General features: G+C 64.1%; 13 protein-coding genes. 4 read left to right on the forward strand and 9 right to left on the reverse strand.

The features are described 5' to 3' along the window. Window positions 1-29 precede the first annotated feature (29 nt). The 4 genes from ACCD03_RS07735 to ACCD03_RS07750 all read right to left on the reverse strand — a co-directional run bounded on the left by ACCD03_RS07735 (window position 30) and on the right by ACCD03_RS07750 (window position 5,000). Window positions 30-1,337, reverse strand: coding sequence for a replication-associated recombination protein A (locus ACCD03_RS07735; protein WP_253539100.1), 1,308 nt, complete (start codon window positions 1,335-1,337; stop codon window positions 30-32). A 99-nt stretch (window positions 1,338-1,436) separates the two neighbouring features. Beyond that, the gene (locus ACCD03_RS07740) at window positions 1,437-1,862 is read right to left on the reverse strand and encodes a hypothetical protein (protein WP_253538197.1); all 426 of its coding nucleotides are present in this window, start codon (window positions 1,860-1,862) and stop codon (window positions 1,437-1,439) included. A 35-nt stretch (window positions 1,863-1,897) separates the two neighbouring features. After that, window positions 1,898-2,545 (reverse strand): outer membrane lipoprotein chaperone LolA, encoded by a 648-nt coding sequence (gene lolA, locus ACCD03_RS07745; RefSeq protein WP_024975079.1) that lies wholly within the window; start codon window positions 2,543-2,545, stop codon window positions 1,898-1,900. Between the two features lie 109 nt (window positions 2,546-2,654). Next, on the reverse strand, window positions 2,655-5,000 hold the full coding sequence (locus ACCD03_RS07750) for a DNA translocase FtsK (protein ID WP_413411230.1): 2,346 nt from the start codon (window positions 4,998-5,000) through the stop codon (window positions 2,655-2,657). A gap of 223 nt (window positions 5,001-5,223) precedes the next feature. Between ACCD03_RS07750 and trxB the strand changes: the two genes are divergently transcribed. From trxB to ACCD03_RS07765, 3 genes are all read left to right on the forward strand, one after another. Next, on the forward strand, window positions 5,224-6,180 hold the full coding sequence (trxB, locus tag ACCD03_RS07755; RefSeq protein ID WP_413411231.1) for a thioredoxin-disulfide reductase: 957 nt from the start codon (window positions 5,224-5,226) through the stop codon (window positions 6,178-6,180). A 130-nt stretch (window positions 6,181-6,310) separates the two neighbouring features. Continuing rightward, the gene (locus tag ACCD03_RS07760; RefSeq protein ID WP_253538201.1) at window positions 6,311-6,976 is read left to right on the forward strand and encodes a Smr/MutS family protein; all 666 of its coding nucleotides are present in this window, start codon (window positions 6,311-6,313) and stop codon (window positions 6,974-6,976) included. 46 nt (window positions 6,977-7,022) lie between these two features. Continuing rightward, entirely contained in the window at window positions 7,023-7,646 is a 624-nt protein-coding gene (locus ACCD03_RS07765; protein ID WP_253538203.1) for a trimeric intracellular cation channel family protein, read from the forward strand. Between the two features lie 43 nt (window positions 7,647-7,689). Here the strand turns inward: ACCD03_RS07765 and ACCD03_RS07770 are convergent, their stop codons facing one another. Genes ACCD03_RS07770 through ACCD03_RS07780 form a run of 3 tightly spaced genes read right to left on the reverse strand, consistent with a single transcriptional unit; the run spans window position 7,690 to window position 10,315 of the window. After that, window positions 7,690-8,028 (reverse strand): P-II family nitrogen regulator, encoded by a 339-nt coding sequence (locus ACCD03_RS07770; RefSeq protein WP_004631293.1) that lies wholly within the window; start codon window positions 8,026-8,028, stop codon window positions 7,690-7,692. A 13-nt stretch (window positions 8,029-8,041) separates the two neighbouring features. Continuing rightward, entirely contained in the window at window positions 8,042-8,668 is a 627-nt protein-coding gene (locus ACCD03_RS07775; protein ID WP_325653668.1) for a class I SAM-dependent methyltransferase, read from the reverse strand. Window positions 8,669-8,677: 9 nt separating this feature from the next. Next, on the reverse strand, window positions 8,678-10,315 hold the full coding sequence (locus tag ACCD03_RS07780) for an NAD+ synthase (protein WP_413411232.1): 1,638 nt from the start codon (window positions 10,313-10,315) through the stop codon (window positions 8,678-8,680). 55 nt (window positions 10,316-10,370) lie between these two features. On the opposite strand from ACCD03_RS07780, the gene ACCD03_RS07785 reads away from it, so the two are divergent. Beyond that, window positions 10,371-11,603, forward strand: a complete 1,233-nt coding sequence (locus ACCD03_RS07785; protein ID WP_413411233.1) for a GNAT family N-acetyltransferase — start codon at window positions 10,371-10,373, stop codon at window positions 11,601-11,603. Between the two features lie 64 nt (window positions 11,604-11,667). Here ACCD03_RS07785 and ACCD03_RS07790 read toward each other — a convergent pair whose 3' ends face one another. Then, window positions 11,668-11,814 (reverse strand): hypothetical protein, encoded by a 147-nt coding sequence (locus ACCD03_RS07790; RefSeq protein WP_413411234.1) that lies wholly within the window; start codon window positions 11,812-11,814, stop codon window positions 11,668-11,670. A 347-nt stretch (window positions 11,815-12,161) separates the two neighbouring features. Further along, window positions 12,162-12,689: an inorganic diphosphatase gene (gene ppa / locus ACCD03_RS07795; RefSeq protein WP_024975070.1), complete on the reverse strand. Its 528-nt coding sequence runs from the start codon at window positions 12,687-12,689 to the stop codon at window positions 12,162-12,164. Between the last annotated feature and the right edge of the window lie 44 nt (window positions 12,690-12,733).

The raw sequence follows: 12,733 nt of genomic DNA on the forward strand, positions 1-12,733 counted from the left end.
GCCGATTTTATCGTACCGGCCCGGGGGGATTATTTGTTACGAGAGGATTTATCCCGCTCGGCATGCCACTGCGCATCCAGCTCGCGCAGGTGCCGCAGCTTCTCGCCGATCTTGCCTTCCAGGCCGCGCGGCGTGGGCACGTACCAGTTCTGCGGGGGCAGATCGTCGGGGAAGTAGGTTTCGCCGGCGGCGTAGGCCTCGGGCTCGTCATGCGCGTAGCGGTAGGCGTGGCCGTAGCCAAGTTCTTTCATCAGTTTGGTCGGCGCATTGCGCAGATGCACGGGCACGTTGCGCGACTTGTCCTGGCTGACGAAGGCGCGCGCCGCGTTGTAGGCGTTGTAGCCGGCATTCGACTTGGGCGCGATGGCCAGGTAGATCACGGCCTGGGCCAACGCCAGCTCGCCTTCCGGCGAGCCCAGACGCTCGTACGTTTCCGCTGCGTCCAGCGTGATGCGTCCGGCACGCGGGTCGGCCAGCCCAATGTCTTCCCACGCCATGCGCACGATGCGGCGCGCGAGGTAGCGCGGGTCGGCGCCCCCGTCGAGCATCCGGCAGAACCAGTACAGCGCGCCGTCCGGGTCGGAGCCGCGCACGGATTTATGCAGTGCGCTGATCTGGTCGTAGAACGCGTCCCCGCCCTTGTCGAAGCGGCGCAGGTTTTCCGACAACGCAGAGGCCAACAGCGCCTCGTCCACCACCGAAGCGGTATCGCCCTCGGCCTGCGAACGCGCGGCGCGGGTGACGATTTCAATGTTGTTGAGCAACTTGCGGCCATCGCCATCGGCAGACGCGACGATGGCGTCGACTGCGGTGGGCGCCCACTCCAATCCGCCCAGCTCCTGACGCGCCCGTTCGGCCAACTGCTTCAGTTCATCGTCGGACAGGCTCTTGAGCACATACACCGCGGCACGCGAGAGCAATGCACCGTTCACCTCGAACGAGGGGTTTTCCGTCGTCGCGCCGATGAAGGTGAACAGCCCGCTTTCCACGTGCGGCAGAAATGCGTCTTGCTGGCTTTTATTGAAGCGATGAACTTCGTCGACGAACACGAGCGTGCGGCGACCATTGGCGCGGAATTGCTCTGCGCGCTCAACGGCCTCGCGGATGTCCTTGACGCCGGAGAGCACGGCCGACAGCGCGATGAATTCCGCATCGAACGCATTGGCCATCAATCGCGCCAGCGTGGTCTTTCCAACGCCAGGCGGGCCCCAGAGGATCATCGAATGCGGCTCGCCAGACGCGAAGGCCACGCGCAGCGGCTTGCCCGGCCCCAGCAGATGCTGCTGGCCGATCACTTCGTCGACAGAATGGGGGCGAAGGCGCTCGGCCAGCGGCATGTGGGCGGGCGCGTCCGGAAAGAGAGATGCGGAAGCGTTCATCCGGGGATTGTCGCAGAAACCGGGCGCAACCCCGGCGCCCCTTCGCGCAACGCGCGGTCAGTTTGACGCGCGCTGCACGAGCCCCATGAATGCCTTGGCCGGCAACGGCCCATGACACGACTGCGCACCGTTTGACGCGCGCAGGAGCAGCCAGACGTTCTCGCTGGCCGGCGGCTGAATCACGAACGGTTGGCGCGCGGAAGCCTCGGGCAGACGCGGATCAACCGGCGCCTGGATCGGCACAACCTGCCCGGCGTGGCCTTTCACCAATGCGCTGCACTCGGCGCCGGGCAGCTCGGTCGCGTGCAAGAAATCCTTGTTGACCAAGGCTTCGGCGAGCACGGTGTCGGGCGCGGTGAGGAAGGAATCAACGTCAAAACGGGACGCACCGGTGGAGGCGCATCCCGTGAAGACGGCCGCCGCTGACGCTGCGACAGCAAGAGCGGCTGCACGGTGCAGCGACGTGGTGAACGGCAAAGGCATGGTCGGTCTCCTTGTCGAAAACCGGCCTGCACGCGTCATTGCTTGATTACGTCGGCCCCTTTGGGCGGCGTAAAGCGGAACACGTTGGCCGGCAGTTGCGGATTCTTCTGGATGTTCGAGAACGTCAGCAAGGTGGTGTTGCCGAAGGCGTCGCGCAGCTCCATCCCCTGCAGCTCTCCGCTGCGAAAACCGATGGCGATGCGCTCGAACTGGGTGTCCTTTGCCTTGGGGGTGAGTTCGGCCCAGTCGATGCCGTCTTTGGTACCGCCTTCCTTGAGCGTGAAGTTCTTGGCCAGATCGTTGCTGCCAAACAGGATGGCCGCGGGGCTGGAGCCCAGCGATGCATCGAGCTTGCGCTCCGTGATCTGGTTCAGGTCCTTGTCGAAGATGTAGAGCATCTGGCCGTCGGCCGAGAGTTGCTGCTCGTACGGCTTCACATAGCGCCAAACGAAGCGCCCTGGGCGCGAGAAAACGAAATCGCCGCTGGAGGTACCAGCCACGCGCAGCGGGCTGCCGTTGGTGCCGCCCTTCACTTGTCGCTGGACGAACTCTCCGCGCGCGGTGCTGACGTTGCTCACGAAGGCGTTGAGCTGCTCGACTGCACCCGCATAGGCGCCGGCGGACCACGCCGCCAGCGAAACCAGCCCGGCGGCCATCAGGTGACGTGCTTTCAACACAAACATAGGAATCCCGGTTTCAGTTGATCTTATTCTTAGTAGCCGGCCGCGCCCGAACATTCCGCCCGCGCGGTAACGCGATGTAACGGCAAATGCGCACAGCATACCGACAGCGTCATTCCTCTTCGACGACGTTGCCGTTGCGGTTGGGCGCCAGGATTTCGCGGTTGCCGTTGCCGGACATGGCCGACACAAGCCCAGCCTTTTCCATGTCCTCGAGCAGGCGCGCCGCTCGGTTGTAGCCGATGCGCAGATGGCGTTGCACGAGCGAGATGGAAGCGCGGCGGTTCTTAAGCACCACGTCGACAGCCTGGTCGTACAGCGGGTCGGCCTCGCCGCCACCGGCGCCGACAAGGCCCGCGCCGCCGCCAAAGCCATCGCCGCCGCCCTCGCCATCGGCCACGCCGCCTTCCAGGATGCCCTCGATGTAGTTCGGCTCGCCTTGCGATTTGAGGTTATCGACGATGCGGTGGACTTCCTCGTCCGACACGAACGCACCGTGCACGCGCACCGGCAAACCGGTGCCGGGCGCCAGATACAGCATGTCGCCCATGCCCAGCAGCGCTTCGGCGCCCTGCTGGTCGAGAATCGTGCGCGAGTCGATCTTGCTGCTGACCTGGAACGCAATCCGCGTCGGCACGTTGGCTTTGATCAGGCCCGTAATCACGTCCACCGACGGTCGCTGCGTCGCCAGCACCAGGTGGATACCGGCGGCACGCGCCTTCTGCGCGATCCGCGCGATCAGCTCTTCGACCTTCTTGCCGACCACCATCATCAGGTCGGCCAGTTCGTCGATCACGATGACGATCATCGGCAGCTTGTCGAGCGGCTCCGGCGCGTCCGGCGTCAGGCTGAACGGGTTGGGAATCTTCTCTTCACGCGCGGCGGCTTCTTCGATCTTCTTGTTGAAGCCCGCCAGGTTCCGCACGCCCATCTTGCTCATGAGCTTGTAGCGGCGTTCCATCTCGCCCACGGCCCAGTTGAGCGCGTGGCCGGCCTGGCGCATGTCCGTCACGACGGGGCACAGCAGATGCGGAATGCCTTCGTAGATGCTCAGTTCCAGCATCTTCGGGTCGATCAGGATCAGGCGCACCGCGTCGGCCTTGGCCTTGTACAGCAGCGACAGGATCATCGCGTTGATCCCGACCGACTTACCGGAGCCCGTGGTGCCGGCCACCATGCAGTGCGGCATCTTGGCCAAGTCGGCCACCACCGGCTTGCCGGCGATGTCCTTGCCCAGCGCCAGCGTGAGCTGCGATGCGCTCTCGTTGTAGACCTGCGAGCCGAGAATCTCCGACAGGCGCACCGCCTGACGCTTCGGATTCGGCAGCTCCAGACCCATGCAGTTCTTGCCCGGAATCGTCTCCACCACGCGGATGGACACCAGCGACAGCGAACGCGCCAGATCCTTGGCGAGGTTGACGATCTGGCTGCCCTTCACGCCCGTGGCAGGCTCGATCTCGTAGCGCGTGATGACCGGCCCCGGATAGGCCGCCACCACCTGCACTTCCACGCCGAAATCCTTGAGCTTCTTCTCGATCAGGCGCGAGGTGAATTCCAGCGTCTCGGCGCTTACGGTTTCCACAACCGGCGGGATCGGGTCGAGCAGCGCGAGCGGCGGCAGGTCGGAATCGTGAATGTCGACAAACAGCGGCTGCTGCTTCTCGCGCTCCACGCGTTCACTCTTGACCACGGCGGTCGGGCGCACGATCTGCACCGGCGGCGATTCTTCAATACGCACACGGCGGATTTCGACCACTTCCTCGCGCTCGACCTTGGCTGCCTCACCAATGGCCCGGTCCTGCTTGCTCTCGCGGCGCGTCTTGAAGCCGACGAACAGCATCTCGACGCCCGCGCCGATCTGCTCGGCCAGGTTCAGCCACGAAAAATGGAAGAACAGCGACAGCCCGACCAGGAACGTGAACAGCAGCGCCAGCGTGCCGCCGGTAAAGCCCAGCGAATGCTGCATCGCCCCGCCGATCACGTCGCCCAGCACGCCGCCAGGCGCACGCGGCAGCTTCATGTGTAGCGAATACATGCGGATGGCTTCCAGACCCATGCTGGAGGCCAGGATGAGCGCAAAGCCGATCCACGTGACACTGGCGTCAACACGCGGCATGGAGGTGCGCGGCAGGCGCTCGTCCGACATCAGCTCGCGCCAGCCGCGCCAGACCTTGCGCACCAGCAGCACCGCCCACCAGTAGGCGGACGCGCCAAAGACAAACAGCAGCAGATCGGCCAGCCACGCGCCCACGCGGCCGCCCAGGTTGCGGATTTCGTCGACCTGGCTGGCGTGGGTGAAACCGGGGTCGGCCCGGTTGTATGACAGAAGGATGATCAGGAAGGCGATGGTCACCGCCAGCAACAGGAACCAGCGGACCTCCCCCAGCAGCCGGCCAATGCGGGACGGCAGTGCGGCGGGATCGGTACGGGTTGTCGGAGTGGTGGAAGCTCGAGCCATGCGGGAGACGGGTGCGCCGCTTCGGCAAAGCCGCGCGGCTTGATGACAGCACAAAAGGACTGCACAAATGCGATGCCGAGGATTGTAACGCGGCCCTATCACCGCCATTGGAATTTACAACCGGGCGGACGAGGGGGTGCCACTTTATAATGGCGCCCATCACCCTCACCTAGCCTGCACGGCGGCGCTCCACCCCTCGTGCCGCGCACACACAGAACGCATCATGGCAAAACACGCAAAAGTGCTGATCCTTGGCTCCGGCCCCGCCGGCTACACGGCCGCGATTTACGCTGCCCGGGCCAACCTGAACCCAGTGCTGGTCACCGGTCTGGCGCAGGGCGGCCAGCTCATGACCACCACCGACGTGGAAAACTGGCCGGCTGACAAGGAGCACCTGCAAGGCCCCGAGTTGATGCAGCGCTTCCTGGAACACGCCGAGCGCTTCAAGACTGAAGTGCTGTTCGACCACATCCACACCGCGCATCTGAATGAGAAGCCGATCCGCCTGGTGGGCGATTCGGATGAATACACTTGCGACGCGCTGATCGTCTCCACCGGCGCTTCGGCCCAGTACCTGGGCTTGCCGTCGGAAGAAGCCTTCGCGGGCCGCGGCGTGTCTGCCTGCGCCACGTGCGACGGCTTCTTCTACAAGGGCCAGGAAGTGGCCGTGGTGGGCGGCGGCAACACCGCCGTGGAAGAAGCGCTGTACCTGGCCAACATCGCCAGCAAGGTGACGCTCATCCACCGCCGCGACAAGTTCCGCGCCGAGCCGATCCTGATCGACCGTCTGCATGAGCAGCAGAAGAAAGGCAAGATCGAGATCAAGACGAACATGGTGCTCGACGAAATCCTGGGCGATGACTCCGGCGTGACGGGCGCTCGCCTGAAAGGCACGAACGAGAACGAAGGCAAGACCGAAGAGCTCAAGGTAGCGGGCGTGTTTATCGCCATCGGCCACAAGCCGAACACGGACATCTTCCGCGGCCAGCTCGACATGAACGACACGGGCTACATCCGCACGAAGAGCGGCCTGGACGGCATGGCCACCGCCACCAACATCCCGGGCGTATTCGCCGCGGGCGACGTGCAAGACCACATCTACCGCCAGGCCATCACCAGCGCCGGGACGGGCTGCATGGCCGCGCTGGACGCACAGCGCTACCTGGAAAGCCTGGAATAAGCGTCATCGCGCCGGGGCTTCCGAGCGCAAACAAAACGGCCGATGGGTGACCATCGGCCGTTTTGCCATGTGCGGCACCTTCGTATAATCGACACACGCTCCACCCCGATGTGCTCGCCTGCCCTTCACCATGAAACACGCCCCCTCCCCCGCCAACAAGCTCAGCCTGACCGACTTGGCCAGCCTGCGTGACCAGCTCAAGCACGAGACGGAAGCACGCGAGGCCGAACGCCAGCGCGCCGAAGCCGCCGCACGCAAGGCCGCAGAAGAAGCCAACGTGTTCCGTGCCAGCATCGGCGAGGTGAGCGCGCTGCGCCAGAACAAGCGCGTCGAGCATCCGCGCAATCCGCCCGCGCCCGATCCCGTGCATTCGCGTGCCGAAGAGCAGACCGTGCTGCGCGATTCGCTGTCGGATGAATTCGACGTGGACAACCTCCTGGAAACCGACGACACGCTTTCCTACCGCCGCCCTGGCATCGGCGACGACGTGCTCAAGAAACTGCGCCGCGGCGAGTGGGCCACGCAAGACCAGATCGACCTGCACGGCATGCGCCGCGAAGAAGCCCGGGAGGCGCTGGCAGCCTTCCTGCGCCGGGCTGTGCAGCGTGGCATCCGCTGTGTGCGCGTGGTCCATGGCAAGGGCCTCGGCTCGCCCGACAAAACGCCCGTGCTCAAGGGCAAGGTGCGCTCGTGGCTGGTGCAGAAGGAAGAAGTGATCGCTTTTGTCGAGCCGCGCAACACGGCCGGGGGCGCTGGCGCGGTGCTGGTGCTGCTGCGCCAGCCGCACGGCTCCTGAAGCGCAGTCCGCCCATTCAACGGCTCACAACAAGAACAACACGCATATGCACGTGACCCGCCTGCAGCTGGTGATGCACTGGGTGGAGATCCTCGCGGTCTTCTCGTTTGCCATCTCTGGGCTGGCCGAGGCCAAACGGCGCCGGCTCGACGCCGTGGGCGCGTTCATCGTCGCGTTCTTGACCGCGTTCGGCGGCGGCACGCTGCGCGATCTGCTGCTGGATCGACGGCCCTTCTACTGGATCGAGCACGAGCAATACCTGCTTGCGCTGTTCGTGATGAGCCTGTTCGCCAACTGGGTGATCCGGCTGGTCAGCCAACTGGTGTCTGATCGCGTGCTGATCGTGGCCGACGCCATCGGCATGGGGCTCTTTGGCGTGCTGGGCACGCAACTGGCGCTCGATGCGGGCGTCCCGGTCTTCGTGTCGGTGATGATGGGCGTAATCACGGCGGCCTTTGGCGGCTTGCTGCGCGACGTAGTCTGCAATGAAGTGCCCATGCTGCTGCGGGACAATCACCCGTACGCAACGTGCGCGTTTGTCGGGTGCTTCCTTTACGTCGGGCTGACGCACACGGACTTGCTTCCGAGCGTGTCCGTGGTGATCGCCACGCTGGCGATCGTGATCGGGCGGCTGGCGACGCTGCGCTGGAACATTACCCTGCCGCGTTGATCAGCGCTGACCGGCGCGAGCGCGCCGGCCACAGACAACGGCGTCAGACCGCTGCTTCGTCCTTCTCGCCAGTGCGGATGCGAATCACCTGCTCCACCGGCATCACGAAAATCTTGCCGTCGCCGATCTTGCCGGTCTTGGCGGCCTTGACGATGGTGTCGATCACGTTTTCGACCTGGCTCTCGGCCACCACCACCTCGATCTTGATCTTCGGCAGGAAGTCGACCACGTATTCCGCACCGCGATACAGCTCGGTGTGGCCCTTCTGGCGGCCAAAGCCCTTGACCTCGGTGACGGTCAGGCCGGTCACCCCCACGTCGGCGAGCGACTCGCGCACTTCGTCCAGTTTGAAGGGCTTGATGATGGCGGTGATTTGTTTCATGGTGTCTCGCTCACTAGTTGGTGAAGTATTCAAGCGTCCAATAATACTGGAGCCGGTTAATGCGCACATCCTGGGCGATGCCGGACAGGGTCTGCAGCAGCGTCGGATCGTCGGGAAAGTTCTTCAGCACATCGTGCTCGCTGCCGTCGCGCAGGGGGCGGCGCTGCCACGTGTTGCCATGTTCGTCGTTGTAGGCGATGGGCGTGCTTGAGCCGAACACATACTGGTTATCGAACCACAGGACACGCACGCCGGGCCCGAGCGCGCGGTGCAGCCCTTCGACGTGCTGGCGCAAGTCCTGAAGCGGCACATGCGACCACCAGCAACCTGCCGTCATCACGTCAAATGTTGCCGGCGCAAACGGTAGCGCGTCATTGTCGGCGCGCACAAACGACGCTCCGGGGATGCCCTTGCCGCTCGCGATGCGCAGCACGGTGTCGTTGAAATCCGCGCCGACGATGCTGCGCGCGTCCGTCATCGCCTCGGTCCAGAAACCGGTGCCGCATGCCAGATCCAGTACCCGCGCACCGCGCGTCAGATCGCGCACACGCGCCTTCAACCACGCCAGATCGCCCTGCCGTTCCGGCTTTGCATAGATGCGTTCGTATTCGGGGGCGCGCTTGGCGTAGTAGTCGAGCATGACGGCGGCTTACTCTTTGAAGCGCGACGTAATCGGATACCGCCAGTCGCGCCCGAACGCCCGCTGCGTCACGCGAATGCCCACTGGCGCCTGACGCCGCTTGTACTCGTTGATCTTGATGAGGCGCACGATCTTCTGCACGTCGGCCTCGGCAAACCCCGCAGCAATGATGTCGGCCACCGGCTGGTTCTGCTCCATGTAGCGCTGCACGACGGCGTCGAGCGCATCGTATTCGGGCAGGCTGTCCTGATCGGTCTGGTTCTCGCGCAGCTCGGCCGACGGCGCACGAGTCAGGATGCGCTCGGGAATCACTTCCGACAACGTATTGCGATAGCGGCACAGCCGGTAGACCAGCGTCTTGAAGATGTCCTTGATGACGGCAAAACCACCGGCCATGTCACCGTACAACGTGCAGTAGCCGACCGCCATTTCGCTCTTGTTGCCGGTCGTCAGCACGATGCGGCCGCTCTTGTTGGACAGCGCCATCAGCAGCGTGCCGCGAATGCGCGCCTGGATGTTTTCTTCCGTCGCATCTTCGGGCAGCCCGCGGAACTCCTCCGCCAACGCGCCCTTGAATGCATCGAACATCGGGCTGATGGCGATTTCGTCGTACTGCACGCCCAGGCGGGCCGCCATGTCGCGCGCATCGACCCACGAGATATCTGCGGTGTAACGCGAGGGCATCATCACCGCGCGCACGCGATCCGCGCCGAGCGCATCGACGGCAATCGCCAGCACCAACGCCGAATCGACGCCGCCCGACAAGCCGATGATCGCGCCCGGGAAGCCGTTCTTGCCGAGGTAATCGCGCACGCCCAGCTTGAGCGCCTCGTACACCTGGGCTTCAAGCGAAGGCTCCGGCACGATCGTGCCCGGCAGCGCGCGTCCGCCATCGAACTGCGCGTAGCCGACGCCCTCCACAAACTGCCCCATCCTCACGACGACGTTGCCTTCGGCATCGAGCACGAACGAGCCGCCATCGAAGACGAGCTCATCCTGCCCGCCGACCAGGTTCGCATAGACATGCGGCAAGCCCGATTCCTTCACGCGGTCACCGATGATCCGCTCGCGCAGGTCTTCCTTGTCGAGGTGATACGGCGAAGCGTTGGGGATCAGCACCACCTGCGCACCGGCAGCCTTGGCATAGGCCGTGGCTGTGGCATACCAGGCGTCTTCACAGATGACGATGCCGAAGCGCGTGCCGTCCACTTCGAACACAAAGGGCTCGGTGCCGGGCTGGAAGTAGCGCTTCTCGTCAAAAACCTCGTTATTGGGCAGTTCCAGCTTGTTGTACCGGCCGACCACGCGGCCGTCCGCGGCCACTGTGGCGCTGTTCGTGGGCTTGGGCAACAGGCCGGGCGCCGGGGCTTCCAGCGAGAGTTGCGGGTGCCCGATCAGCACGTGCAAACCGGGGAAGACCGCCAGCTCGGCAATAAGCGCATCGAGAGCGCGCGCGCTGGCATCGATAAAGGCCGGGCGCAGCAGCAGGTCTTCGGGCGGATAGCCCGTGAGCGACAGTTCCGGCGTGAGCAGAATGCGCGCACCAGCCTGGTGCGCTTCGCGCGCGGCGGCGACGATGCGGGCAGCATTGCCGGCGAAATCGCCGACGGTGCAGTTGATCTGGGCGAGAGCGACAGAGACGGTCATGGGGGCAATGTGGATTGCAAGCGCGGCATTCGAAGCTGGAATTAGAATCGGCGGCATGACCTCTCGCCCCCTTGTTCCCGAGCCCCAAGCGCGCGCTGGTTCGCGGCACGAATTGACCAATTATCGCATGCGACTTGTGACCGATCTGCGCGACATCGGCCGCGAGGCGTGGGACGCCCTGCTCGCCCTGCAGCCCGAGGCGACGCCCTTCCTGCGTTTCGATTTCCTGCACGCCCTGCATGAGAGCGGCAGCGCATCGCCTGACACCGGCTGGTCGCCGCAATACCTGACGCTGTGGGAAGACGGCCCCGATGGCGAAGTGCTCGCTGCGGCCGTACCGCTGTATGTGAAGGGCCACTCCTATGGCGAGTACGTCTTCGACTGGGCGTGGGCCAATGCATACGCGCAGCATGGGCTGGAGTACTACCCGAAATGGCTGTCGGCCGTGCCGTTTACGCCGGTACAGGGTGCGCGGTTGCTGGCGCGGGATGCGGCTGCGCGCGCGGCGCTGCTCGACACGTTACTGGCGGTTGCGCGGCAGAGCGAGTTGTCATCGCTGCATGTGCTCTTTCCCACCGCCAGCGAGGCCGAGCAAATGCGTGCGGCAGGCATGCTGCTGCGGCAAGGGGTGCAATTCCACTGGTGCAATCCGGGCTTTGCCAGCTTCGACGACTTTCTGGCCGCGCTGGAACAGAAGAAGCGCAAGAATATCCGCGCCGAGCGCCGCCGCGTGCACGACGCGGGCATTACGTTCCGCCACGTGCCTGGCGCAGCGGCGACAGACGTTGACTGGCGCTTCTTCCACCGCTGCTATCGCACCACCTACCGCGAGCATCACTCGTCGCCGTATCTGAACCTGGAGTTCTTCCGCCAGATCGGCCAGACGATGCCGGAAAACCTGCTGCTAGTGGTCGCCTCGCGCAACGGCAATGACATCGCCAGCGCGCTGCTGGTAGTCGACACACGGCCCGAAGCGTCGGTCATGTACGGCCGCTACTGGGGCGCGATCGAGCACCACCCTTGCCTGCACTTCGAGACGGCGTATTACCAGCCGCTGACGTACTGCATCACGCACGGCATCCGCACGTTCGAAGGTGGCGCGCAAGGCGAGCACAAGATGGCGCGCGGCTTCGAGCCCGTTGCGACGCTGTCGGCACACTGGCTCGCACACCCGGCATTTGCCGATGCAGTGAGCAGGTTCCTCGACCGCGAAACGGCCGGTATGGAAGCGTATCTCGACGAACTGACAGGCCGCTCGCCCTTCAGGCAGCGACCAGAATCGGATTAACAGGAGAAAACAGCGGAGGCGGGAAAGACAGCGTCCGCACGAATGGCGGACGCGGAGGTGAAACTTAGGGCGCGGCAGGCTTCTGGTGAGCGATCACGCAGTGTGCAGTGCTTGAATCCACCGCCACAGGAGCCGATGCGACGGCACGCTCGCCAGCGTGGGCAGCGTCCGGCGGCCCAACCAGCAGCGCCCACACAGTGAATGCGGCCATGGCCACAGCGGAAAGCACGGGAACGACAACAGTCTTGTTCAACATCGCAGTACCAAGGGTTGGAGTCAAACTTGACGGGGAGTCTAGAGGGGCCGTTTCCGGTGGGCAAATGAGCGTTTCTTAAATCTCTGTGTAGCAGAACTACCGGGCGGTAAGTATGCGAAATTCGTGAAAAATATCACAGAATGCATACTGCAGCCCTGTCCCGGGCGCAAATGGCGACCGGACGCGAGTCGACAAATCTCCGCGTGCTGCGCTGATGACCGCTTCGCAAAGAAAAAATCCCGGCGCTCCATCCAGAGGCCGGGATTTGTCAGACATGCCGTACGGCAAAATCCTGAAATCGCTTACTTCTTATAGTTGGCAACGCCGTCGGCGATTTCCTTGTGGGCTTCTTCAATGCCGCCCCAGCCTTCGACCTTGACCCACTTGCCGGCTTCCAGCGCCTTGTAGTGCTCAAAGAAGTGCTTGATCTGGTCCAGCAGGTTTTGGCCGATGTCCGACAGGTCGGTCATGTGGGCCGTGGCTGGGCTCAGCTTGTTGACAGGCACGGCAACCAGCTTGGCATCCACGCCGGACTCGTCCGTCATCTTGAGCATGCCCAGGGCACGGCAGCGCACCACGCAACCGTGGATGAGCGGGAACGGCGTGACGACCAGAACGTCGACCGGGTCACCGTCGCCCGAAAGCGTCTGCGGGATGAAGCCGTAGTTAGCCGGGTAGCGCATGCCGGTACCAACGAAGCGGTCCACGAACAGCAGACCGGTTTCCTTGTCGGCTTCGTACTTGACCGGGTCGCTTTGCGCCGGGATCTCGATGATGACGTTGAAGTCGTTGGGGATGTCCTTGCCCGGCGAGACGTTGTTGAAGCTCATGGAAATGCTCCGGAATGCGCGAAGTGCGTAAAAACGCGACGCAA

The organism is Ralstonia sp. Ralssp135, assembly GCF_047304345.1.
Taxonomy (GTDB): Bacteria; Pseudomonadota; Gammaproteobacteria; order Burkholderiales; family Burkholderiaceae; genus Ralstonia; species Ralstonia chuxiongensis.

Bases quoted from the DNA above. Each gene is read 5' to 3' on its own strand.
- ACCD03_RS07740 (WP_253538197.1), bottom strand. From the start codon at position 1,862: ATGCCTTTGCCGTTCACCACGTCGCTGCACCGTGCAGCCGCTCTTGCT.
- lolA (WP_024975079.1), bottom strand. From the start codon at position 2,545: ATGTTTGTGTTGAAAGCACGTCACCTGATGGCCGCCGGGCTGGTTTCG.
- ACCD03_RS07775 (WP_325653668.1), bottom strand. From the start codon at position 8,668: ATGCTCGACTACTACGCCAAGCGCGCCCCCGAATACGAACGCATCTAT.
- ACCD03_RS07765 (WP_253538203.1), top strand. From the start codon at position 7,023: ATGCACGTGACCCGCCTGCAGCTGGTGATGCACTGGGTGGAGATCCTC.
- ACCD03_RS07735 (WP_253539100.1), bottom strand. From the start codon at position 1,337: ATGCCGCTGGCCGAGCGCCTTCGCCCCCATTCTGTCGACGAAGTGATC.
- ppa (WP_024975070.1), bottom strand. From the start codon at position 12,689: ATGAGCTTCAACAACGTCTCGCCGGGCAAGGACATCCCCAACGACTTC.
- ACCD03_RS07780 (WP_413411232.1), bottom strand. From the start codon at position 10,315: ATGACCGTCTCTGTCGCTCTCGCCCAGATCAACTGCACCGTCGGCGAT.
- trxB (WP_413411231.1), top strand. From the start codon at position 5,224: ATGGCAAAACACGCAAAAGTGCTGATCCTTGGCTCCGGCCCCGCCGGC.
- ACCD03_RS07750 (WP_413411230.1), bottom strand. From the start codon at position 5,000: ATGGCTCGAGCTTCCACCACTCCGACAACCCGTACCGATCCCGCCGCA.
- ACCD03_RS07770 (WP_004631293.1), bottom strand. From the start codon at position 8,028: ATGAAACAAATCACCGCCATCATCAAGCCCTTCAAACTGGACGAAGTG.
- ACCD03_RS07760 (WP_253538201.1), top strand. From the start codon at position 6,311: ATGAAACACGCCCCCTCCCCCGCCAACAAGCTCAGCCTGACCGACTTG.
- ACCD03_RS07790 (WP_413411234.1), bottom strand. From the start codon at position 11,814: ATGGCCGCATTCACTGTGTGGGCGCTGCTGGTTGGGCCGCCGGACGCT.
- ACCD03_RS07785 (WP_413411233.1), top strand. From the start codon at position 10,371: ATGACCTCTCGCCCCCTTGTTCCCGAGCCCCAAGCGCGCGCTGGTTCG.